Source organism: Sphaerospermopsis aphanizomenoides BCCUSP55 (assembly GCF_001586785.1).
GTDB classification, from domain to species: Bacteria; Cyanobacteriota; Cyanobacteriia; order Cyanobacteriales; family Nostocaceae; genus Sphaerospermopsis_A; species Sphaerospermopsis_A aphanizomenoides_A.
The window spans coordinates 18,119-42,028 of the sequence record NZ_LUFH02000010.1 but is presented as its reverse complement, the minus strand read 5'-3'; the positions used below and the strand labels follow the sequence as shown (position 1 = coordinate 42,028).

Here is a 23,910-nt window from a genome sequence, read left to right as displayed (position 1 = left end):
TTAAAAGTCTATTATTATCAAGACTCACGCAAAATATCTCTCCTACCCTCTTTCCTTTGCGTCCTTTGCTTCTTTGCGGTTCATTTCTTCTTCCTAGCTGACTGCTGCTGAATGAATTTTTTGATATGTAATCTTGAAGTTCTCAACCAAAACTATGCCTTAAGATAGTAGTATAACTATTGTCTATTCATTTTTTAAATCAATAGTAGAGGTGGGGAAATAAAATTACCCATCTTTTGATACTAGTGTTAATGCTTTTTATTTACAGCAACGGACAAGGTGGTTAAGACATCAACCGATGCTACAACCTATACACCAAAATGCTTTTAGCACTGTCACCTGTTCCCTGTTCCCTGTCACCTCCTATAACTGGAAATTACTTATGCAACCAGGCTTAAATTTACTACTTCAACTAGTGTTAGAATTTGCACCAGTAATGGTAAATATCATTCAAAAGCAAACAGAAAGTAATTCCAAAAACAACATTTCTCCCATTCCCAAAGTATTGCACGACTTCATCGCAACCGTAGATAATGTTACACAGATAGATATTAAAAAAGCAGAATTTACTCAGCAACAGCAATTAGCCATTTACCACCACGCAACCCAATTAAAAATAGCCAACCAAGAAAGAGAAACAGCAATTAAGCTACCAGAAGTGCATAAAATTCTCGATAGTTGGCCTTTGCGTTTATACCCTTCCCAACTTTTAGAATCTGCTGCTAATTATCAACGTACTCCTCTCAAAGTTTTTATTGCAGCACCACAAATCCAGTTTGATAAATTTGACTTACAAAATTCACAAGTTACTGATGAAATTGAGTTAAAATTAGGTGAGGGCTTGCGTGAATTTATCAACAATCATTATTCACTCCATCATCCCGAAAGACCAATAGAATTTTTAGCCGGTGCTTGGGATAGTAAACGCTTTCATAGTGAATCTAGCATCAAGGCTTTATTTAGTGGTTTAAAAACACAGCCGACTTTAGTTTTAGAATCAGAAAAAGATGGAGATTATCTCAATTTCCGCATTGCTTACTGGGGTTTAGGACAGGAGAATTATTACTATAAAACTATTTCTCGCTTACCCTATCGGCAAATTTTACAAGCATCTGCTAAAAATCGGGCTTTAGAATGGAGAAATGTTAAAAATCAACTTTTAGCATTAGGTGAAGATGTAGAAGTCATTAACAATTTAGGTCAAGAGAGAAACTTCAATTTAGAACTGTTAGAGAAAGTAGAAAAATGGCAATCTCAAGGAATTGATGTTGGTCAGTTACCCATAGAATATAAAACTAGTAATCAAGATTGGCAGCATCTGTACCAAATTTTGATTACTTGTCACTGTTTAGTTACTGCTTGGGTGACAGATGTTTATTACTTGGTTAATTATGATGTACATCCCTTATTACCAGAATTATTAACCAGCTTACTCAATGATGCCATAAATTTAGAATCTTTGCAAGTAATTACTGATAGTTACAAACAAGTTTATCAAGCTTTAAAAAATGAGCGAATTGCTAAAGTACCAGAATTAGCCTTGCAATTAGCCCAAGGTTTATCTCATCTTTCTAATTCTGATTGGTCAAGAGAACAAGTAGATTATTCTATTGAGACTTGGTTACAAATACGGCAAGTATCCACAACAGAAGTAACTCATCCTTTACAGGCAATGCAATTAGCAGTAAAAATAGAAGATGAGAATTATATCACCAAATTAAAAGAATATTTTGCCGCAGTTGGTGATAATCAAAATCTTGTTTATGTTGAAACAATTTTAGAAGGGATAGCTACTCTCAAAAATAAACATAATTTAGAAAAAGTAAATCTTCATCATACTCTGACTGGACATTCTGGGAAAGTTTCTTCTGTAGCAATTAGTCCAGATGGACAGGTTTTAGTGAGTGGATGTGCAGACCAAACTATTAATATTTGGCATTTGCAAACTGGTCAATTAATTCGCACTCTCACAGGCAATTTAGGTGCAATTTCTTCTGTAGCTGTCAGTCCTGATGGTAATTTAATTGCTGTGGGTAGTTGCGAACATCCGCAAAGTAATGTGAAAGTCTGGAATTTGAAAACTGGTCAACTTATCCATACACTTTTAGGACATCAAAAACCAGTGAATGTAGTAGCTATCAGTGCAGATGGTTCAATTCTTGCCAGTGGTAGTCATAAAATCAAAATTTGGAGTTTACAAAAAGGAGAAAGAATTTGCACTTTGTGGCATTCCTCAACAGTTGACGCTATTGCTATCAGTGCAGATGGTTCAATTCTTGCTAGTGGCAGTTCCGATTATAAAATTAGATTGTGGAATCCCCGCACAGGTGATCCTTTACGCACTATGATAGGTCATTTGGGTGAAGTAACTTCCATAGCTATCAGTGCAAATGGAAAATTTTTATTTAGTGGGAGTGCTGATAAAACCATTAAAATTTGGCATCTCAGCACAGGTAAACTGCTAAATACTTGGAACGGACATACAGATAAAATCAAATCCATTGCTGTCAGTCCCAATGGAGAATTTTTGTTTAGTGGTAGTGTGGATAAAACAATTAAAATGTGGGAGATTTCTACAGGAGAAGTTTTGCAAACTCTCACCGGACATTCTGGGGGTATAACTTCTCTTTCTCTGAGTGCAGATGGCAAATTTTTGGCTAGTGGTAGTGCTGATAAAACTGTTAAAATTTGGCAGGTAATGAAATAAGAGTGTTAAATTTAATGGAACAGTACGGACCTGATCCTCTCTATCCCTATCCCATACCTGCACATCGTCGGGTTTGTTTTATTAAAAGCTGTATTACATCACCTAATATTATTGTTGGTGATTACACTTATTATGATGACCCGGAAAACCCAGAAGATTTTGAAAAAAATGTCCTTTACAACTATGGCAGTGATTATTTAATTATTGGTAAGTTTTGTGCCATTGCAACTGATGTGAAATTCATCATGAATGGTGCAAATCACAAACTCGATGGCATTTCTACTTACCCATTTCCAATTTTTGGTCATGGTTGGGAAGCAGCAATGAATGATTTAATGAACTTACCCAGTAAAGGTGACATCGTTATTGGTAATGATGTTTGGATTGGTTATGATTCCCTAATTATGCCCGGAGTAAAAATTGGTGATGGTGCTATAATTGCAGCACGTTCTGTAGTGGTGAAAGATATTCCTCCCTATACTATCGCTGGTGGAAATCCCGCAGTTCCGATTAAACAACGTTTTACTGATGAAGAAATAGAAATTTTGCTTTCTATTCGTTGGTGGGATTGGAATATTGAGAAAATTACTCGCAATATTGATGTGATTATGAATGGGGATATTCAGAAATTGAAGGATTTGAATTATTAATTGAGAATTGATAATTGACAATTGACAATTGTTTGATTCAAGGCTTAAAATTTCCCCTTTGAAGAGAAAAAAAGAAAAAAATTCCCATTTTTCAATCCCTTCAAAGAAGAGTTAATTGTTAATTGTCCATTGTTGAATTTACCCAATTGGATAAACCAACTCCCTCACACTAGTGGCAGAATCTTGTTGTAATGACACATTCGCTATAGCTTGCGCTTCTTTTAGAGTTAACTGGGAAATTGCCAGTTTCAAGGGTGCGATCGCTTGGGGGTTAACACTCAATTCATCTACTCCCAAACCTAATAAAATCGGTGCAACTACAGTTTCTGCTGCGACTTCTCCACATAATCCTACCCAAATATTTGCAGCATGGGCAGCCTTAACAGTGCGCTGAATCATTCTTAATACCGCCGGTTGTAAAGCATCCGCTAAAGTTGCTACTCTGGGATTAGTGCGATCGCCTGCCATCACATACTGACTTAAATCATTTGTACCAATACTGAAAAAGTCTACTTCCTTAGCGAACTGATCAGCTATAGCTACCGCTGCGGGTGTTTCTATCATCATCCCCACATTCATATTCTCATCAAAAGCTATACCCGCTTCTCTTAGTTCCTCCTGTACTTCATAAAAAATCTCCTTAGCTGCCCTTAATTCTGTTAAAGTAGCAATCATCGGCCACATGATTTTAATATTCTTCCCCACACTAGCGCGTAAAATTGCTCGTAATTGAGTTTTCAATAACTGAGGATTTTCTAAACAGAACCTAATCCCGCGCACACCTAAAAAGGGGTTAGCTTCCGCAACTGACGAACTCAAATAAGGAAGGTGTTTATCTCCACCTACATCCAAAGTGCGAATAATTAACGGTTGCTTGTCTAAAACCTGCGTAATTGCTTGATAGACTTCCAGTTGTTCTTCTTCTGTCGGTGGGTTGGTTCTGTCCAAGTATAAAAACTCTGTACGCAGTAATCCCACACCTTCTGCACCATGATGTACAGCGAGTTGAGCATCCGTAATACTACCAATATTTGCTAACACTTTTATGTGGCAACCATCACGAGTAATTGCTGGTTGATGTGCCAGTTTTCGCGCTTCTGCTTGGGCAATTTTCCAAGCCTCTCGTTTGGCTTCTAGTCTATGTAATGTTTCTGCTGCTGGTGCAACCCAAGCTTTACCACTTTCCCCATCCAATGCCATCAAGGTTCCACTTTGTAAATTTAACACTTGAGGATCTACACCCAAAACCGCAGGGATGCCAAGGGTTCTAGCGATAATGGCACTGTGGGAAGTGGCACTGCCAGAGGTCATGCAAATACCCATCACTTTGCTTGGGTCTAATTTGACGGTATCGGAAGGACTTAAATCTGTTGCTACAACAATAGATGGTTCTGTTAATTCCAAGTCTGTGGGCGCATTCCCCATTAATATTCTTAGCACCCTGCGCCCCACATCAACCACATCATCAACTCGTTCTTGTAAATAAGCATCCTCTAATCTGCGGTAGGAATTTGCTACTTCATCCACTACAGCTTGCCAAGCAAATTCTGCATTCAGACGTTCTTCTACAATATGCTGGCGGGCTGCTTCTAGCATTACTGGATCTGCTAAAAAGAGGAGATGAGCATCAAAAATTGCTGCTTCTGCGTCCCCTATTTGAATGGATGTTTGGGAGAGTAAAGTGGCAATTTCCTGTTTGGCGGTTTGAATCGCTGCTTGTAATCTTTGCCACTCTATATTTACATTTTCTATGTGATATTCCGTAAAAGCAACAGCAGCAGATTGATAATGAACCAATGGGGCGATCGCAATTCCTGGAGAAGCACCAATTCCTACTAGTTCACCATCTGTTGGTGCAGTAATTTCTGGGCGGTTTGATTTTAATTCGACAATACTATCATCTTCACCAAAATTATTATTAATCAGTTTTTGTAAGGTGTTCAGTGCTTCCTGGGCATCAATTCCAGTGGCAGTAATTAGTAATTCATGTCCTTGACGTACCCCCAAGGTAGCGACTTGATTAATACTGTCACCCCGGACAAATTCTGTATTTCTAGTTAAATTTTGGACGCGAATTTGTGATTGAAAGCGTGATGCAGTGGCCACAAATTGAGCCGATGGACGAGCGTGTAAACCCAAGCGATTCTTGACTTTCAGCTTGATTTCCTTGGTGATAACTTCGTTAGTAATGAGTTGATGGCTGACTGCTGTTAATGGACTACTAATTAAACCTAATTGTGTTTCTTTTGCTACCAATGCTCCCTGTGCTTCCGCGATTACTTGCTGAATATTGCCACTCATCGCAGCGACAGCAGCAGCAACAGTACCTTCTACCAACGGTGCTGCACATAAATATACTTTTTCTCGCTGTTCTGGGGTAAGAAACTCTAGTGCCATTTCCGCACTCATCAAAGCACTACCCAAATCCATCAATACCAAAACCCCATCATCTGAGTAAACAGAGGCGATCGCTTCATAAACCTGAATCGCATCTGTACCCAGTGGGTTTTCCGGATCATCAATACCTGCTGCTACAGCGAGGGGAACTTTTCCTTGAACCATCTGTGCAGCTAGTTCCTGTACTCCCAGAGCTAATTGTTTACTGTGCGAAACAATAACAATGCCAACCACTGTAATACCTTAGCCAGTTACCCATCCTATTATGAATTGTCAAAATCCAAAGGGGATATTTATTTAGGTTGTATTTAGGTTCTAGAGGAAAAGGTTAATTTTTGTAACAAGATCCTAAATTAACACTATGACTTACGCCAAGCTATCAACATTGAGGGAGTCTAATAACTGTTCTGTAACTTCAATAAGTTCAAGTACAGAGTTTAGAGTTACTGGAGTAGTTTTGAAACCGTGAGCGATCGCATTCCGTAACTGAAAATTATTCATCAGTAATTGGTAGTCAGTTTGAGAAATAATACCCTCAGTTACTAATTGCTTTAATAAATGCAATGGTGATTCTATTTTCTGCAACATCAAACCTTCGTTTTCAGCAAGTAGTCTAAGAGTTGCTTCAGCTAAAGACCAAATATAAAGAATTGCTGATTCTGGATGATTGCTTGTTAATTGTTTAGCTATTTGTAATCTAGATTTTATTTCCTCTGCTTGTAGAGAATTTTCTATTTTAGAAGAATATAATTCATCATCTGGATTAGTCATTAATAATTCTAATCTCCAGCCAGGATGCGCGTTTACTAGCGCCGCTAAATTTTTAAAATTATGTGCAGATGACATCAGGGAACGACGAGATTTTACCTCAATTACAGCTGCATCTTCTCCTCTACGTACTATCATGTCAGGAAGGTAGCGGTAGTCTCTGAGAAAATCAGGTAATTCTTCCAGCTTGGGTGAAAGTATTACCTCATAGCCTTTTTGACGATATTCCTGTGCTACTTTGAGTAATCTTTCTCTTTCCATTTGTTTAGTTTGAGCATTCATCATTCAATTACCTCTTGATTAGGAGCATCTGTAACAACAATATGTAAAAACTCATTACCTCGCGCAAAGCCTTCTGCCAATATCGGAGTTATATTTTCTATTCTAAAGTTTCCTGATAAATCTCTCTTTCTGACTAATACATCTGTGATTTGGTCATCATCAAGATAGGCTAAACCAATTATTGCATCTTGAATTGGCTTAACTATATTATCTACATCAATAGCATAGGAACTGTAGAAATACGTCACCTTTAGCATAACTAATCCAGTAGCAGGCTGTTGCTCTGAAATCCAATATTTTTCTGCTTCTTGCCTAACTGTAGCTTGCCAAGCTCTAAGCTTTTCACGTCTACGAGTTTGTTGAGATACAGGGGGACCGTTGACTATGAACTCAAATGTTTTCAACGATACTTTACTCAAGATTTAAATAGTTTACCTGATCATTCAGCTTACCTGGTTTTGCGGGCATAGCGATAGCGAAGCTATCCGTAGGAATCACGCTTTTTTGCTCTAGTGTCTAACCCAATCTTCATCTATCACTTAAGCTGCTTGAGTTTATTATCTGCCAACTTCAATAATCTCCGTGCCTCAGCGTAAGATGTTGTTCCTGATTTCACATTATTCAGTTGATTCATAATGCCGATAATTTCTGATTTCATCTCATTTTTATCATCTGGTGGTGAAGCAATCAATCTTTGAATTTCTTTGTTAGCTGTATCCAGAATTTCTTTACCATCACTTTCAAGTTGACGACGATTTTTAATCGTTCCCAAATTAGTTTGATATTGGGCTATTAACTTTTGTGCTTCTACATAACTTGGTTCAGAAACTTGAATATTTTCTAACTGCCGAATAGCTTTTTCCCACAAATCACTAACTTGTTCCCATTTCTGTACAGTATGAGGTGGATTTTGGGAAGCTTTCGCAGCAGCTAAAGCATATTGTTTTGCAGATGCAATGTAAGTGGTACTGCGAGGATCGACTACTGTTTTTTGTTTAACTTGGTAGGAGGCAATTAATTTTTGTGCATCCACATATTGAGGGTTTTCATTTGGGACTTGTTCCAGTCGATTAACTGCCTGTTGCCATAATTCCGCTGCTACTTGAGAATTTGTTGGTTGAATTTTTTGGGCTTCTAAATCAAATTCTTGAGCAGCAGTAATAAAATTACTAACCCGCGCATATTCAAAATCTCTTTTGTAAGCAGTTAGTTGAGTTTGGGCTGTTTTTCCTGCTAATGTTTGTTGAGAAATTTGGTCTAATTTATCTATAGCTATTTGCCAATTAGCAATGGCAGTTTCTCGCTCTTTTGTATTTTTAGCTTGTTGATATTGCTGTTTTGCTGTCTCTAGAGCAGTTTTTGCTTCATTCAAAGGAACTAAGGCATTTTTATCTTGAAAAACCACAGCTTCCAGTCGCGCTACTCTTTCTCTGGCCTGTTCAAATTCATCGAAAGTAAACTGCCAACTACAACTAAATAAACTACAATAACGCTGTGGATAATATCCCAAAAACCAAACTGGTAAATTATCCAAATGTCTTTTTGCCGCTTTTACCTTTTCCCCACCCAGTTCAATATCCGCAGTGCTGGTAGCACGACTTACCAACTGATCTGCTTGTTCTAAAGCATCAATCGCACCCCGGTAGCTGTGATCCATACTCATAAAACTAGGTAACAATAAAATTGGTGCTACCTGTGCTACAGGTTTACGAATCATCGGGTATGGTAAGTTCACAACCCATAAAACCCCTGCTGTACCTGCAATGAAAAAAGCCGCAAATTTGATTTTACCGAACATAGTCACACTCAGAACTTACAAAATCTAGCTAAATCTAGCTAAATCTAGTATTCCCGTTTCTGACTATAAATAATACAACCATTACCAAGAAAAATTTTCCTGTCTGCACACAACCTTTAGTCCAGCGTTGCTACCATAAAGAAAGGTGATGGAATCAATCAGATAATACCTAAAATGTCAACAGCTTTAATTACTGGTGCATCTGGGGGAATTGGTAAAGCTTTTGCAGAGGAACTAGCCGCACGACAAACAAATCTTGTTCTCGTGGCACGTTCAGCCGAAAAACTTAACCAAATAGCCACAGATTTACAGCAACAACATCAAGTAAAAGTCGAATTTATAGCCAAAAATTTGACAGAAAATAATGCCACCAATGAGGTATTTGATTTTATTAAGGAGAAAGGATTAACTATTGATTTATTAATCAATAATGCTGGTTTTGGTGATTATGGAGATTTTGCCGAACGAGACGGAGAACGGCAATTAAAAATGATTCAATTAAATATTATGGCATTGGTAGATTTAACCCACAAATTTCTACCTTTAATGCGGCAACGTCGCTCTGGTAGCATCATTAATGTATCCTCAATTACTGGCTTTCAACCAATGCCTTATATTTCTGTTTATGCAGCAACTAAAGCCTTTATTCTCAGTTTTAGCGAAGCATTGTGGGCAGAAAATCGAGATTATGGGGTGAAAGTTTTAGTAGTTTGTCCAGGCCCAACAGAAACAGATTTTTTCACAGAAGCCAAGTTTCCACCAGCTTTAGCAAGTGCAAATAATAAAATAGCCACTGCTGAAGAAGTTGTAAAAGATGCTTTACAAGGTTTAGAAAAAGGAGCTTCTACAGTAGTTAGCGGTGGTTTGGGAAATCACCTTATCGTTAATCTGCACCGCTTTTTACCACGAGCATCTCTGGTAAATGCAATAGCTAAACAATTTAAGAATAATTCATAATTATCAATTATCAATTATCAATTGTCAATTTACTACATATATCTCGTCAATTGCACGCGGTATCGGTCTTTTTTAGTCACGGCAATTTCACCAACTTCTAAACGTCCTTTACCGCGAATGGCAATTAAATCTCCGGTTTTGACTTGAGAACTTGCTTGGGTGATTTCTTTCCAGTTAACTCGCACATCACCGGAGTCAATTAAATCAACCATTTTACTCCGAGACATTCCAAAACCAGCGGAAGCGATCGCATCTAATCTCAGGGAAGCTTCTACAGTAGTTAATTCTTTCTTTTTCGGTTCTCGAATTTTTAACTCATTGATATCAATGGGTTGAGTTTTCACCGGCACAGAACGCACTTGTTTCAAACTCATTGCCAAAAATTCTGCCAGTTCCGGGACTACAATTACTTGCGCTCCCCTTTCCCCCAAAACAATAATATCTCCCGTTTTTTCCCGCACAATTCCTGTCCCCAACATCGCACCTAAAAAGTCGCGGTGGGTTGCAGTATCAAACAGAAAATTACCAGCAATTTCTAAAGCAGTGATAGCAACTTGAGATGGATCTAAGGGAAGTTCAGAACGAGCGATCGCTAACCTTTGACGTTCAGCTTGGGGATATCCACCCCACGCTATCAAATGTACCTCTGTTAATCGACTAAAAACCCGTTGAATTTCCGCTAACTCCGGCGGAGACAAAAAATCAGTTAAAACCACTTCCCAAGTCTTTATAGCCTGCTCTGCTTGGTCAATCACGCGGGCTATACTATCACGATTTTCAACACCTTTTAAAAGTTCTTCTCTAGGTAACATTAGGAGTTCAGGAATTCAGGAGTTACAGAAGTATGGCTGATGCCTCCGGCACGCTACCGCGTTAGCGGAGCAGAGATACGCCACGCTGCGCTATCAGAGGTTACAGGAGGCAAAAAAAGAAAAACTATTCCGTTATATAAAACCTACTCAAATCTACTTTGAGCAACACTAATACTTCCTGCTTCATCTTGGAAGTCTCGGCACTACCCAATCCACAGGCTAACACTGCCTAACTGACAGCTTTTGACACGCCAGTTAACGGCAGTTCCTCCTGGGGGAAACCTCACAAGACCGCACTGGCTCAAATTAATAGCTGCGTTTAAATCCCTATCACATTCAAATCCACAGATGTTGATTTTGGTTTAACTTTAACTCGGTTTTAAAGCCTAGTAGCAATATCTTTTAACTCCTCAATAATTTGCTTATTTTTATGACTTCTCGACCCATAAAGCCTAGCAGAAAATACTGTAATTATTTCTAATACATCTTGAGCCAAATCCTCCTCGAAACTACTATCTTCTGTACGATTAATGATCACTATTTCTGTACCAAACTGCTGGCATAAACTAAATATTAGCTCACTTCCAAATCTCAATAATCTGTCTTTATGAGTGAGAACTAATCTTTCCACTTTACTTTCAGTGATTAGGCGAATTAGTCTCTTTAATCCTCTTTTGCTATAATTTAATCCTGAGCCTAAATCTTCAATGATTTCAAATTGCCAACCATGTTGAGCGCAATATAATTCCACTACTTGTTTTTGGCGTTCTAAATCATCTTTTTGGTCATAGCTAGAGACTCTACAGTAACCAATAGTATAAGACAATTCTGATTTTACTCCTAACAATTGAGCCAAATCATAACGTCTGTGTCCATTGGGAGTTCTTTCTGGTATTATTTTACCCTCTAATTCCCATCTTCTGAGAGTGGAAACACTTACACCTTTTAACTTTGCTGCCTCTGATATAGTTAATTTACTCATATCTGAAGTATAGCATACTTATTGAGTAGATATGAGGATATTTGGATAGTTATTTTTATTTAGTTACTAGCCTTATTCCCTATTCCCTGTTCCCTTGTTTACAAATTACCGAAAAAATGGGTTTAAGGTTCCCCGTCCTTACTTTGACAGGCTCTGTAACCATCTAAGACGGCTTTTTGATATAATTGTAGAAACAGGCAGGGCATTGTCTGTTGGGCGAGATAGTGTAAGACGGGCTATGCCCGCAACTGTTGTTTGAACCCAGAATCTCTGCCCTTTGAGGGCGGGGAGTATGTCAAGAATTAGCTATTTTCCACCGCATACCCTTGGAGATTTTCTGGGTCATATTGACGTAAGATGCGGGTAGCTTGGCGAGTCAAAGTTTCTGAACCCTGCACGACAATTAAGTATTTACCAGCATCCAAGCGGTTGCGGTAGGGTAAGGCATCTCCACCACCGGAAACCAAACCTACACCACCACCGACAAATACACTGCCCATAGCACCACTACCAGCACCTAGCAACCCACCTATGACATGATTGCCAATTTCACCAGCCCAAGCAAAGGTATCCAAACCAGTGATCAGACTGAAGGTAAAACCAGCAAAAAAGCCAAATGGTACTAACCAAAATGCCATCAATTTTGCTTGTTTTTTCGCTTCTTCTTTAGGGTCAATCAAGCCAAACTCATCAGCGGTTTTGTATCCCCTACCCAGGATAGTGCTATTTATGCCTTCTTTTTCTAAGCCTAGGTAAGCAGATTCAGCTTGGATGCGGTCTGGTAATACGGCTACAAGGTAATTCATTGGTCTAAAAACAGTTGTCCAAAAAAGGGTTTCCTTAATTAACAGAGTATCAGCACTTCCACACCATACTCAGCACTAAATATTATTTTAGAGAATCCAACGGTTCACAAAACTTATTCACGCCTTGCTTAAGGACATATATTAAAACCGGGGTTGCTAAAATCTTGGGAAACTCTGGGATACTTTTCAGGTGTGACATCATCCCAGTCACTGAGTCATTCACCAAATCATTGCGATATTCTTGTTCACACAAAACTGCACGCCATTTCCTAGCTAAAGCATCTAACCACTCAGAATTTGTCCTTCCTGGTTCTTGTCCTGCTCTGATAGCCAGAGTCATGGCTGCATCTTCTAAGTCTCCGTCACAATCCTCAATTAAGTCTAACGCTTCCATTGCTTGAGGATCATCTGCTAGTTGAGAGCGAAATTGGGCGATTTCTTGTGATGTAATTTTAGTCATAAGAAGAAGGAGTTCAGGAGTTACAGGAGTATGGCTTACGCTACACTGCGTTATCAGGAGTCAGGAGTCAGGAGTATGGCTTACGCCACGCTGCGCTATCAGGAGTATGGCTTACGCTACACTGCGTTATCAGGAGTCAGGAGTCAGGAGTATGGCTTACGCCACGCTGCGCTATCAGGAGTTCAGTAGGAAGAATTAATTTTTCTCCCCCTGCCTCCCCTGCCTCTTCTTCCCCTACACCCTACACCCTACACCCAATTTTGACCAAAAAGCCTCATTTGCTAGTAATTACACTGCTAAATGAGGCTTTTGACTCTTTTAAAAAAGTTCTGTTGGTTTACTTCTTAAAAGCTCTAGATGTTACATAACGTTGTAATTCGGTCAAAGCACGGTTGTAATCCAAAATGGCACGCACGCGATTTCCTTCGGATCTTGTCAGTTCATTTTCAGCGTTAATTACATCTGTTTGAGTACCTACACCAGCTTGGAATCGTAACCGCGCTAACCGTAGGGACTCTTTGGCTTGTTCTAAAGCCACGTTAGCAGTTTGTACGTTTTCCAAATTGGCGGTCTGTGTAGAATAAGCATTTTCTACCTGAAAGCGGATTTGGTTACGTTGTTCAGCAAATTGAGTTTCAGCGATCGCTATATTAGTTTTAGCCTGGGCTGCTCTTGCTCTTGCCGCACCACCATCATATAAATTCAGAGTGGCTTGTACTCCTACTGAATAACCATCGCTCACGTTGATACTATCATTAAACACATCTAATAGGTCATAGCTGGCAACTAAACTAATTTGCGGACCTAAAGATGCTAGAGCTTGTCTTCTTTGTTGTTCGCTAATATTCCGCTGTGTCAACTGTTGTTGTAGTTCGGGACGGTTTTGAAAAGCCAAGACAATGCTATCTTCTAGGCTGCGCTCCCACAGGCCAGCTAACTGTACAGGATCAGCCGCACTGATATTTATTGACTGGGGCAAATTTAACCGCGCAGCTAACTGTCTGCGGGCAATTTGTTGCTGAGAACGAGCATTGGTTAAATCTTGTTGGGCATTGGCTAAATTTACCTGCGATCGCAACACATCGAATCTTGTCCCGACTCCAGCCCGTTCTAAAGCTAGTGCATCTCGCAAACTAGCTTCAGAATTCTGTACTGCGGACTGAGAAATCCGTACATTTTCATCTGCTTGTTGTAAATTATAGTAATCTGTAGCCACATTCAGGCGAATTTCCTCAGATTGCCTTTCTACCTCCAATTCCTGAAGACGTACCTGTTCCTCAGCCTCTGTAATTGCCGCATTTCGTCTTCCAGAAGTATAAAGATCATATCTCAATTCTGCTTGACTACTGAAGCTGGTATTAGATTCAGCGTCTACACCTGCTTGTTTAGCTTGCAGTGTACTGTTAGCACTACGGCTATTAGTGACATTGCCATTCACACCCAAAGTGGGCAACAAAGCAGCCTGAGCTTCTCTAAGAGCAGATTTAGTGCGTTGCAACTGCAATACGGACACCTGTAATTCATTATTATTCCGCTTTGCCAGTTCCAGCGCCTCGGCTAAAGTCAATGGCTGATTTGCCTGAAGTTTCACTTCCTCTGGTTTCGTGGGAAATTGTAGAGGATTAGGACTAGGATTCAGGTGTTCCAGCGGCGTTTTGGTAGAACCTGTTGGTGCTGGTGCGGCAGTTTCTGAGTTTTGAGCAGGTGGTTCTGAGTTTTGAACAGGTGGTTCTGAGTTTTGAGCAGGTGGTTCTGAGTTTTGAGCAGGTGGCTCGGAAGTATTAGGTGGTTGTGATTCACCAGGGTTAGTTACCTGAGCTATCCTCTTAGTGTCCACATTTTTTGGTGAACAAGCTCCCACATCTAGAAGCAGCGCAGCTTTGCTTTTTTGCTCTGCCTGTAAACATTTTTTCCCTTCCTGTAACTGTGCTAATTTGGACACAGTCATTGTCACTGGTAAAACTGTTTTGGGGCTTTTGCCTGCTGATGTACTTGTATTAGTATTTGCTTCTATTTTAGCAACATTAGTGGTACTAAAATCCAGAGCGGGTACTAAAGCTGGAGAATTATCAACTGCGGTATTGCGCTGCTGTCTGTTAATGTTGTCCACAACTGAGGTTTTTCCATCAGTTGCAGTCAAGACACTAGGAGAAGGCACCAGCTTGACCTCACCAACTTTCAGGGTACTAGCCCAAGCTGACTGAGTTGTTAACACCGCTGCTGTTACACCAGGTAAGAAACTATGAAATAATTGCTGTCCTTTCACCGCGTCCCCTCACACGAAAATCTATCTAGCGGCAGAAAACTTGTCTTCACACAGAATATAACACGATCATAAATTAAGCAAAAAATATAGCACGTTACCGAATTTAAGAATCAGAACTCTGTTTGTCTTCAAAACGTTTGACAATGCGAGAAAGTTCCGCCTTTTCGTCCATGATAACGCGGGTGGGCGCACCGCTGACAATTCGCTCGTAATTACGGAATGAATCTTTAATATTAGGTCCGTCAGCCGTAATATTGTACTCCCTAATTCCCTTATCGTGCCACGAACCTCTCATTTTGAATACGTTAATTGCCCGCGACATTTCTCCATGAATTTCTACGTATTGTAACATGAGAATTGTATCAGTAATCGTGGAAATATGAGAATCCGTAATGGAATGTGACCCCATAAACTGGTCACTTGTATTGGTAAAGAAGCCTGTGATTTCTTCTTGTTTAGCATAGCCTGTTACACCAATCACAAACTGGCGAAAAGCATTATTGCTCACACCTCTAGCCAATGCTGAAAGGGAGTCAATGGCAATTCTGGCTGGTTTAAAATCAGCAATTTCTGATTTAATAATTTGCAAATGGTCTTCTAAACCTGTTGATTCGGGATAGGTACAAATTATTTTTAATAAACCTTGGTGTTCTAATTCTTCAAAATCAATTCCCCAAGAATAGGCATTTCTAGACAGTTGGGCGCGGGATTCTTCATAAGCAAATAAAATTGCTCTCTCACCGCTAACACAGCCATCTTGAATAAATTTGCTGACTAACAGAGTTTTACCTGTACCTGTAGCACCTGTGGCCAAAATAATCGAATCTTTAAAGAAACCACCACCACACATTTCATCCAAGGTACTGACCCCAGAAGAGACGCGCACATTTGAAGACCTTTGGGTTAAACGCATCGCTCCTAATGGGAAAATGTTGACTCCTGCATTAGTAATAGTGAATGGATATTCACCTTTCATGTGAGTTGTACCACGTAATTTGAGAATTTCTATTGTTCTTCGTCGGCGTTCTCCTTCTAAAACGTTGCGGACAATGACTACATTATCGGAAACAAATTCTTCTACTCCAAAAGAAGCTACAGGCCCATATTCTTCACCACGTTCTGTGGTAATGATAGTGGTGACATATAGTTGTTTGAGACGTGCTACGAGGCGAAAAATTTCTCTCCGTACTACTCCTACGGCTTCATATTGTTGGAATACTGCTGTGATGGAGTCAATGGAAACCCGATGGGCTTTGTATTTGCGAATAGCGTATTGTAATCGTTCAATTAAGGCTGATAGATCAAAATTACCGACGATATCTTGACCTTCAGGGTCGGGAGAAGCATCGAGAATAAATAGTTTCCCTTCTTCAATCAGCTTTTGCAAATTCCACCCAAAAATATGGGCATTTTTAATAATGTCGCTTGGTGATTCCTCAAAGGTAACAAATACTCCTGGTTCATCAAAGTAAGTGATGCCATTATACAAAAATTGCAAAGATAATAAGGTTTTTCCTGTACCAGAAGTTCCACTGACTAAGGTTGTTCTCCCAACTGGTAAACCGCCATGACTAATATCGTCAAAGCCCTCGATCATTGTGCGGATTTTTTCTACACCCCCAATTGGTGGTTTTTGTTTTGCTTGTTGCTCTTGGTCACTCATTGCTAATTAGATAAAGGTATTTAACCCGGTTTTTTAAATTGCTAAATCTCAGTTTTTATGAATTTTATGAATCAGTATTTTATACCTATTTGAAAAATGCATGAGACAGATGGAAAGATGAAAAGCTGAGTATATCAAGAATTTCACAATCCAAAATCTAAAATCCAAAATCCAAAATGGTATGATTATTCCCAGTCTTCTTCACTCAATTCTTCATAAAGTAAGTCTAATCCTATCAAAACTCTTTCTCTATCTGAAAGATCACCGATGATTTTGCGAACTGGAGGTGGCAAAATTTTCGATAATGTCGGGGTGGCTAATATTTTGTCTTCTTCCGCTAATTGTGGGTTTTTGAGAACGTCGATTACTTTTAGAGCATATACTCCTTGAAACTCCTGTTCTAATATGTTTTTAAGTGTGCTTAATGCTCGCACGGAGTTAGGTGTGTTACCTGCTACATACAGCTTAAGAACATAAGTTTTTCCAACTTTATTCATAAATTTCCACGATAGGACTGAGTATAGAAATACCAAATACAGTGTATGTTAAGTACATGAGGTACAAAATCTAGTTATAGCAAAGTGCTGACTGTTGACTACTAGTTGCTGCTGTATCTGTCTCAATTGACATCATAAAAAGTCAACCAATTCAATTTATTTTAGAATTGGAAATTCTATAGACTTCACACAAATGTGCCAGAATATCTATCAATGTCAATCTGTAATCTAGTAATGTTTCATCGCTCCTTCCTTCTAATTTTAGTTGTTTGGAAAATTCCTCGATCAGTTCCATGTGGATTTCTATAATTTGTGGCACAGGAATATTAGCATAAAATAAGGCGTTGATAAATTTATCAATAGTTGTTTTCAGTGTTTTGTCTGGAAGAAAATAATTTATAAGAATTTGGCGGTAATCTGATTTCAGTTGTTCTAATAATTCCTGCTTATCGGCTGGACTCATCTTCTGAAACCATTGTTGATTTTTTTGTTGATTACAGGCTAGGACGTAACTATATTGCTCATTATCATTTGTTGAATTGGTGTTTAACTGTCTACCATTGGGTAAATAGTCGCTTTTCACAGCAATAGTCGCAGTCAGCGGTAAACCCCACATTCGGACAACTATGTCATTTATGACATTCCCCAACTTGCCAATTAAACGTTGTTGCTGATTGCCAGGAGTAATGCTGTATAAAGATTTTTTAACATCTGGTAGCCAAATCAATAATATAGGTAGTATCATCTATTTTTTATATATTATTTAAATTATCGCCTCAAGTAAGTTGTTAGTGCTGGTTGGTGCTGAGGGCGGTAAAACCTTTTACATAAAATTATTTATTTGGTGAAAACGCCTTATGTCAACCAACTCTTGAGGAATTATGACTATATTACCTGTTTTTGCAAGTGAGTATTATGACTTAATATCCACTTGTTAAAAATTTCAATAAAACGGATGTAGTAATCAATTGATATGGTGTAGGTCTGTATATCTATCTGAGTACAGATTTATGCTTTTCACTCCTTGATAAGATACATAAACGAAGTTAAAGTAATGTCTCGTTCTAAATCATTATAATTCCTCAAGGTTCTAAAGCGAATCTTTGGAGCGATAATTGTTTTAGCTGTAACTATAGATCAGGAGTTTCCATACCAGTAAGATCCTGGTGCAGACAGTACATCGTTGCTAAGAGTAGCACAGGGAAGCATAGCTGCTCTGGAAATCGTTAAATGTAAACGATTTTTGACGAGAATTGATTCAATGGCTTCCATCACATTGAAACTGTCACCAAGAACGCTTATATAAATTTTCTTGGAGGATATTTCTTCAGGCATGAAAACCCTCAGCACTTTGGCAGAAATTGATGCCAGAGGCGAGCAGAGGAAGAATGACCCCTTAAGCCTTATGTTAATGCTACATTACCCGCTTTATGACTTTCTAGCAACCGTACCCAGTTGCCCAGAGACTAGCACTCTGGGTGTAGTATTGGAAATTTTGGAGAAAGAGCAGTGCGATCGCTTGGTAGTGGTAAATCAAAAACAATTTCCCATCGGATTGTTGTACTCTGCCCATTTAATCCCCAAATTATTAGCAGCAGCTAGTGGAGAAACGTTTTTAAACCTACAGCAGTCAATCTCAAATTTGAGTCCCAGTCTGATTTCACCAATTCAGTCGATATCAGTTTCTGAGAATCTGGATAAATTTAGCTTATTTTTGCGTTACCAACAAAGCCAAAAAAATGGAATTTTAGATTGGGCGTTAATTGACTCAGCAGGTAAATTTTTGGGGCTGGTGGACAATTTACGCCTACTGAGTTTTTTGGCTAGGAATAAAGCCACGATAGGGTCTTCAGCCTTTCCAGCTATGGTGACAGAAAATTATGCTGGGGTAAAAACTCGCTTGTACCAACAAAATCAACATCCACCATTCAAACATAAACCTTTGGTAAAATTGTTGGAAAGACTGCCCTGGCCTTTGATGTTACAAACCAGTAATGGTGAGGTTTTAACGCAAAATCCAGCTTGGTGGCAACAATTGGGAGTCCTGAAAGATCCAGAAGCAATCAGACAACAAGTAGAAACTATCCTGTCTCCTGTCCGCCCTCAAGATCCAGAATACATCAATCAAGAAGCTGTTAAGGTTCATCCCTATTCCAGAGATAGTGAAACCGCAGCACCAACCACGTCCAGGAAATGGCCTGCTGATGGTTATCACCTACCTAAAAGAAATGAAGCACCTCATTCACCATCAGTTTTACCAATCATTGATCAGCCAAAAGTACCTGCAAATACTACATCTGGTAGTCATTGCTATTTAGATGCTCAACAGGGTACTTGTACTTGTATTGTAGAAGTACAAAATGGTCAAGAACGAATTTGGCAGTTTGCGAAAATTCCTTTAGATAGTCATGAGTTAAAAGTTTTAAGTGGTGATTCAGAAGTTACACTCACAACGGAGAACCCAGAACAATTAACTGAGGATTTATGGTTAGTTTTAGCCACTGATGTTACCGAACAGCAACAACTTTTTAAAGAATTGGCAGCCAAAAATGCCGATTTAATTCAACTAAATCGGTTAAAAGATGAGTTTTTAGCTTGTATTAGTCATGAACTGAAAACACCATTAACAGCAGTTTTGGGTCTGTCACGGTTATTAGTAGATCAACAATTAGGAGAATTAAACGAGCGACAAGCCCGTTATGCAAGTTTAATTCATCAAAGTGGCCGCCATTTGATGAGTGTGATCAATGACATTTTGGATTTGACGCGGATGGAAACTGGACAGATGGAACTGACACCTTCTCCGGTGCAAATTCGAGAGGTATGCGATCGCGCTTTATCAGAAGTTAAAACACTCCACAATCAACCCAGCAAATTCATCCATTCCTCTCCATCTGAAAGTCAGCATTCACCAGATCATCAATTCAGCTTGACTATTGAACCAGGTTTAGAACAAATGGTGGCAGATGAATTGCGGTTGCGGCAAATGCTGGTACATTTACTTTCTAATGCCTTTAAATTCACCGAAACCTCTGGAGAAATTGGGCTACGGGTGAATCGCTGGGAAGGTTGGATTGCTTTTACTGTCTGGGATACAGGTATTGGTATTCCTGAACATCAACAACATTTAATCTTTCAAAAATTTCAACAATTAGAAAATCCCCTGACTCGACAGTTTGAAGGAACTGGTTTAGGACTAGTATTAACCAGGGCTTTGGCGCGTCTACATGGAGGAGATGTGAGCTTTTTATCTCAGGAAGGTAAAGGTAGCCAGTTTACATTACTATTACCACCTTCTCCTCCTAAAACCAGCTTTGGGGAATCAGAGGGAGGAAATTCAGAAACACATCAACCCGTTTCTTCCCAACGTTTAGTGTTGATAGTTGAAGCAGTAGCCCGATATATTGAAGATCTAACCCAACATCTGAAAAGTTTAGGCTATCGGGTAGTAATTGCCAGATCGGGAACAGAAGCATTAGAAAAAGCCCGTCGTTTACAGCCAAAAACTATATTTTTGAATCCTTTACTACCTTTACTTTCGGGTTGGGATGTGCTGACTTTATTAAAATCTGATAGTGCAACTCGCCATATTCCTGTGATTGTCACAGCGACGGGAGCAGAAAAAGAACAAGCTTATGCTCACCGCGCTGATAGTTTCTTGAGTTTACCAATAGAACATCAGGTTTTAACACCGATTTTAGAAAGATTGAGTGCAGCATCAGAAACTGAAAAAATAAATGTAGAAAATACCAACAGCGCACCAATAAAAACTCCGTTGCGGATTCTGAGGTTAGTGAATCCAGAATTAGCTTCTGTTAATCCCCAACCTTCTTTGCGAGAACATCGAGTAATTGAAGTAGATGATTTAGATCAGGCAGAACTTTTGGCACGGGTATGGCAATTCGATGTGATTTTGCTCGATGTGGAAAGTGCTACAGCCCAAGATTATCTACAACAATTGACCAAACATCCACGTTTGGCAGCTATACCGTTGGTGACTTGTGATGTTGCTACTACTTTGAGTGCTTCTCAAATACCAGAATTATCTGTTTTTCCTTATTTAAATCCATTGGGCAAGGAAAACGTCAATGCTACAGGAAAACCAGATCCTTTATTATCAGTTTTGCAAATTGCTTCTGGTATTGGTTGCCCTCCTAATATTTTAGTAGTTGATGTTACCATGTTGGGTGATTTACCACAGGTAAAACGTAAACAGGTGACGAGTGATTCACTAGAAAAAAAATCTGCTGCCAACACTGAACGGGGATCAGAATGGTTTCAAGCTTTAATTCAGTATTTACAAACTGCTGGGTTGAAAGCAGCAATGGGGAATTGTTGGGCAGAGGTACTACAACAAATCCGCCATCAAAGTGTTGATTTAATCCTCATCTGTTTGGGTGAATCTGCACTTCATAAAGAAGTACAAAAAGCATTAAAAGCTTTGTCAGATTTACCATTTAATTTGCCGCCAATTTTGGTAATTGACCAAAGATTAAATCAGGTGAAAACTACAGAAATTGGACAACCTAAACAGAAGGGATATCGTTCATTGCCAAATCATGTAGTTGATAGTTTAACAGAACTTACTGATGGTATCGCTACCCAAATATTACCTCGTTCTATCTCAATGGCAGATTTATTAAAGCAGATTAATGAGGCTTTGGTCAAGGGTAAAAGAGGCGACAGGTGACAGTGAAGAAAGCAGGGGAGGCAGGGGGAGAAAAATAAATTCTTCCTACTGAACTACTGAAATACTGAACTACTGAAATACTGAACTCCTGATAGCGAAGCGTGGCGTAAGCCATACTCCTGATAGCGAAGCGTGGCGTAAGCCATACTCCTATTCCCTATTCCCTATTCCCTATTCCCTATTCCCTATTCCCTATTCCCTATTCCCTATTCCCTATTCCCTATTCCCTATTCCCTATTCCCTATTCCCTATTCCCTATTCCCTATTCCCTATTCCCTTGTTTACGTATTACGAATTGTCTGTTTTTTCTTTTTTGTTTTGGTTAATTCTTTGGAAGGGAACGCGAATGAGATTATAAGCTCCTTTGGTGGCGATCGCTTTGTAATGGTCTGGTGGTAAGTCCATTTCCACGAATTTTTTCTGTTCAGCAAGAAGTAGTAGTGATGGTGGTTGAACTTTTGCTGATGCTTGAGTGCGAATATGGTCTAAAGCTTCTTGGGAAAACCTGAGATAAGTGACAGTTTTTTGAGTGTAGAAAGTGACGGTGGGTTTTTTGAAGCCAACCATGACTAGTTCTTCATTGGGTTGTTGTTCTTGAACTGCGATCGCAGATAATTGTCTTAAAGGTGCTTGACGCTCTGCATCCATCAAAAATAATGCTGGCATTAAAACCAGTGATAAAAATGCTACGAAACATATCAGGTTAATAGTAATAATGGCACGCCAGCGATATGTGAGTATTAAAACAGCGATAATTACAGCAGCAGTCAGCCAAATTATACCGCCGATATTGGCAATGCCTAAATTTTGAATTTGTTCGTATAGTTCAGGTGCAGCAGGGTCAGTACCGATGATGTGGGAAATGTTAAACAAAGCTACAGCTAGTGCTGATAAAAAAGCAACATTTACCCAGCCACTGATGCTGAAAGATTTATGAGTATGTGTGTTTGGGAATAGGTCACTCCACCATAATGCGACGAGAATAGCTGCTGCTGGCATTAAAGGTAAAACATAACTGGGAAGTTTGGTGACAGCGATGGTGAAAAAACTAAATACACCCAAAAACCAGAAACAGGCAAATAAACCCAGTTGTTGAGAACGTTCCTGGTTGATTATTTGCGATCGCTGCCAAAATTTCAATCTAGCGATCGCTCCAGGTATATAAACAGAATATGGTGCAAAACCAAATAACACTACTAAAAAATAAAAATACCAAGGGGCTGAGTGACCGTTAACTACCTCTGTAAACCGTTCTATATTGTGATAACCAAAAAAGGCATTAATAAAATTCCAGCCGTTGCGCCAAGTCACCAAGATGTACCAGGGAGCAGATATGACAAAGACTATTCCCAGTCCTAAAATTGGGCGCATTTCTCGCCATAGTTGCCAGAATTTACCCACATATAGGGCAAAGGCAATCATTATTAATCCTGGTAAAACAATTCCCACTGGCCCTTTGGTTAAAATTGCTCCGGCCATCAACACATAACAAGCCAAATACCATTGATTAGGGAAGCGAGAAGGGGCAGAATTTTGAGCGTATCCCAAAAAGAAGCACAGCAAAGCTGAGGCTATACAACCGGTGAGTAACATATCCGAAACACCGACTCTCCCCCACACAATCATTTCGGGATTGAGTGCCATTAAAGCCGATGCAACGGCCGCTGTTAAGTAACGACGGGTAGGATTTGCAGTTTGCTCTAATTCATCTTTTTTAGCAAAATGCCACTGCACAGCGTAGAATGCCAAAGCGGTTACACCCGTTGCTGCTAAGGCTGAGGGTATGCGTGCTGCCCATTCATTCACACCCATAATAGAGTAGGCGATCGCTTGACACCAGTAAATTAACGCTGGCTTGTCAAACCGAGTTACACCATTAAAGAAGGGTGTGATCCAGTCACCTGTAACTAGCATTTGCCGGGAAGCTTCCGCAAACAGAGGCTCAGTTTCGTCAATTAAGCCAATATTGCCCAAATTCCAGCCAAAAGCTATAAAGTTAATCAACAGCAACCAGACAATGGCGATGGTGACAGCAAGGGCTGGACGCTGTTCTATGTTATTCAACCATTGATCAACAGGGCGGGTAACGCTCAATTTTAGCCTCATAAATCCATACTTTATCGACACGGTAAATCGCGTCTTTCCCTTAAACACAATAATTCAAAAGTCGTTGAT

The 23,910-nt window shown here is 39.4% G+C and carries 19 protein-coding genes; 5 read left to right on the top strand and 14 right to left on the bottom strand.

Annotation, left to right across the window (positions count from 1 at the left end; all coding sequences use genetic code 11):
- The first annotated feature begins 382 nt into the window (after positions 1–382).
- On the top strand, positions 383–2,707 hold the full coding sequence (locus A0J48_RS04200) for a WD40 repeat domain-containing protein (protein WP_200320616.1): 2,325 nt from the start codon (positions 383–385) through the stop codon (positions 2,705–2,707).
- 14 nt (positions 2,708–2,721) lie between these two features.
- The gene (locus A0J48_RS04195; protein WP_200320614.1) at positions 2,722–3,357 is read left to right on the top strand and encodes a Vat family streptogramin A O-acetyltransferase; all 636 of its coding nucleotides are present in this window, start codon (positions 2,722–2,724) and stop codon (positions 3,355–3,357) included.
- A 138-nt stretch (positions 3,358–3,495) separates the two neighbouring features.
- On the opposite strand, the gene ptsP is transcribed toward A0J48_RS04195, so the two are convergent.
- The 4 genes from ptsP to A0J48_RS04175 all read right to left on the bottom strand — a co-directional run bounded on the left by ptsP (position 3,496) and on the right by A0J48_RS04175 (position 8,602).
- Positions 3,496–5,988: a phosphoenolpyruvate--protein phosphotransferase gene (gene ptsP / locus A0J48_RS04190; protein ID WP_200320612.1), complete on the bottom strand. Its 2,493-nt coding sequence runs from the start codon at positions 5,986–5,988 to the stop codon at positions 3,496–3,498.
- A 132-nt stretch (positions 5,989–6,120) separates the two neighbouring features.
- Positions 6,121–6,807, bottom strand: coding sequence for a hypothetical protein (locus tag A0J48_RS04185; protein WP_234300707.1), 687 nt, complete (start codon positions 6,805–6,807; stop codon positions 6,121–6,123).
- On the bottom strand, positions 6,804–7,223 hold the full coding sequence (locus A0J48_RS04180) for a RusA family crossover junction endodeoxyribonuclease (RefSeq protein ID WP_234300706.1): 420 nt from the start codon (positions 7,221–7,223) through the stop codon (positions 6,804–6,806). The genes A0J48_RS04185 and A0J48_RS04180 overlap by 4 nt, the downstream gene beginning before the upstream one ends.
- A gap of 116 nt (positions 7,224–7,339) precedes the next feature.
- Positions 7,340–8,602: a hypothetical protein gene (locus tag A0J48_RS04175; RefSeq protein ID WP_200320609.1), complete on the bottom strand. Its 1,263-nt coding sequence runs from the start codon at positions 8,600–8,602 to the stop codon at positions 7,340–7,342.
- 174 nt (positions 8,603–8,776) lie between these two features.
- Here A0J48_RS04175 and A0J48_RS04170 point away from each other — a divergent pair, with 174 nt between their 5' ends.
- Positions 8,777–9,559 carry an SDR family NAD(P)-dependent oxidoreductase gene (locus tag A0J48_RS04170; protein WP_200320607.1) on the top strand — a complete coding sequence of 261 codons (783 nt, stop codon included), beginning with the start codon at positions 8,777–8,779 and terminating at the stop codon, positions 9,557–9,559.
- Between the two features lie 32 nt (positions 9,560–9,591).
- Here the strand turns inward: A0J48_RS04170 and A0J48_RS04165 are convergent, their stop codons facing one another.
- The 4 genes from A0J48_RS04165 to A0J48_RS04150 all read right to left on the bottom strand — a co-directional run bounded on the left by A0J48_RS04165 (position 9,592) and on the right by A0J48_RS04150 (position 12,619).
- Entirely contained in the window at positions 9,592–10,371 is a 780-nt protein-coding gene (locus tag A0J48_RS04165) for a photosystem II S4 domain protein (RefSeq protein WP_200320605.1), read from the bottom strand.
- Between the two features lie 379 nt (positions 10,372–10,750).
- The gene (locus A0J48_RS04160) at positions 10,751–11,353 is read right to left on the bottom strand and encodes an IS607 family transposase (RefSeq protein ID WP_200320603.1); all 603 of its coding nucleotides are present in this window, start codon (positions 11,351–11,353) and stop codon (positions 10,751–10,753) included.
- A 302-nt stretch (positions 11,354–11,655) separates the two neighbouring features.
- On the bottom strand, positions 11,656–12,159 hold the full coding sequence (locus A0J48_RS04155) for a hypothetical protein (RefSeq protein WP_200320601.1): 504 nt from the start codon (positions 12,157–12,159) through the stop codon (positions 11,656–11,658).
- A gap of 82 nt (positions 12,160–12,241) precedes the next feature.
- Positions 12,242–12,619, bottom strand: a complete 378-nt coding sequence (locus A0J48_RS04150; RefSeq protein WP_200320599.1) for a hypothetical protein — start codon at positions 12,617–12,619, stop codon at positions 12,242–12,244.
- Between the two features lie 30 nt (positions 12,620–12,649).
- Here A0J48_RS04150 and A0J48_RS04145 point away from each other — a divergent pair, with 30 nt between their 5' ends.
- Positions 12,650–12,808, top strand: coding sequence for a hypothetical protein (locus tag A0J48_RS04145; RefSeq protein WP_200320597.1), 159 nt, complete (start codon positions 12,650–12,652; stop codon positions 12,806–12,808).
- 148 nt (positions 12,809–12,956) lie between these two features.
- Here the strand turns inward: A0J48_RS04145 and A0J48_RS04140 are convergent, their stop codons facing one another.
- From A0J48_RS04140 to A0J48_RS04120, 5 genes are all read right to left on the bottom strand, one after another.
- Positions 12,957–14,885, bottom strand: a complete 1,929-nt coding sequence (locus A0J48_RS04140; RefSeq protein WP_200320595.1) for a TolC family protein — start codon at positions 14,883–14,885, stop codon at positions 12,957–12,959.
- A gap of 103 nt (positions 14,886–14,988) precedes the next feature.
- Complete coding sequence (kaiC, locus tag A0J48_RS04135; RefSeq protein WP_200320593.1) at positions 14,989–16,548, bottom strand: circadian clock protein KaiC; 1,560 nt, start codon at positions 16,546–16,548, stop codon at positions 14,989–14,991.
- 185 nt (positions 16,549–16,733) lie between these two features.
- Positions 16,734–17,045 carry a circadian clock protein KaiB gene (kaiB, locus tag A0J48_RS04130; RefSeq protein ID WP_200320591.1) on the bottom strand — a complete coding sequence of 104 codons (312 nt, stop codon included), beginning with the start codon at positions 17,043–17,045 and terminating at the stop codon, positions 16,734–16,736.
- Between the two features lie 151 nt (positions 17,046–17,196).
- Entirely contained in the window at positions 17,197–17,790 is a 594-nt protein-coding gene (locus tag A0J48_RS04125) for a KaiA family protein (protein ID WP_200320589.1), read from the bottom strand.
- A 392-nt stretch (positions 17,791–18,182) separates the two neighbouring features.
- Positions 18,183–18,380 (bottom strand): hypothetical protein, encoded by a 198-nt coding sequence (locus A0J48_RS04120; RefSeq protein ID WP_200320588.1) that lies wholly within the window; start codon positions 18,378–18,380, stop codon positions 18,183–18,185.
- A gap of 70 nt (positions 18,381–18,450) precedes the next feature.
- On the opposite strand from A0J48_RS04120, the gene A0J48_RS04115 reads away from it, so the two are divergent.
- Positions 18,451–21,735 (top strand): ATP-binding protein, encoded by a 3,285-nt coding sequence (locus tag A0J48_RS04115; RefSeq protein ID WP_200320678.1) that lies wholly within the window; start codon positions 18,451–18,453, stop codon positions 21,733–21,735.
- A gap of 288 nt (positions 21,736–22,023) precedes the next feature.
- Here the strand turns inward: A0J48_RS04115 and A0J48_RS04110 are convergent, their stop codons facing one another.
- Complete coding sequence (locus tag A0J48_RS04110) at positions 22,024–23,841, bottom strand: ArnT family glycosyltransferase (RefSeq protein ID WP_200320586.1); 1,818 nt, start codon at positions 23,839–23,841, stop codon at positions 22,024–22,026.
- Positions 23,842–23,910: the final 69 nt, after the last annotated feature.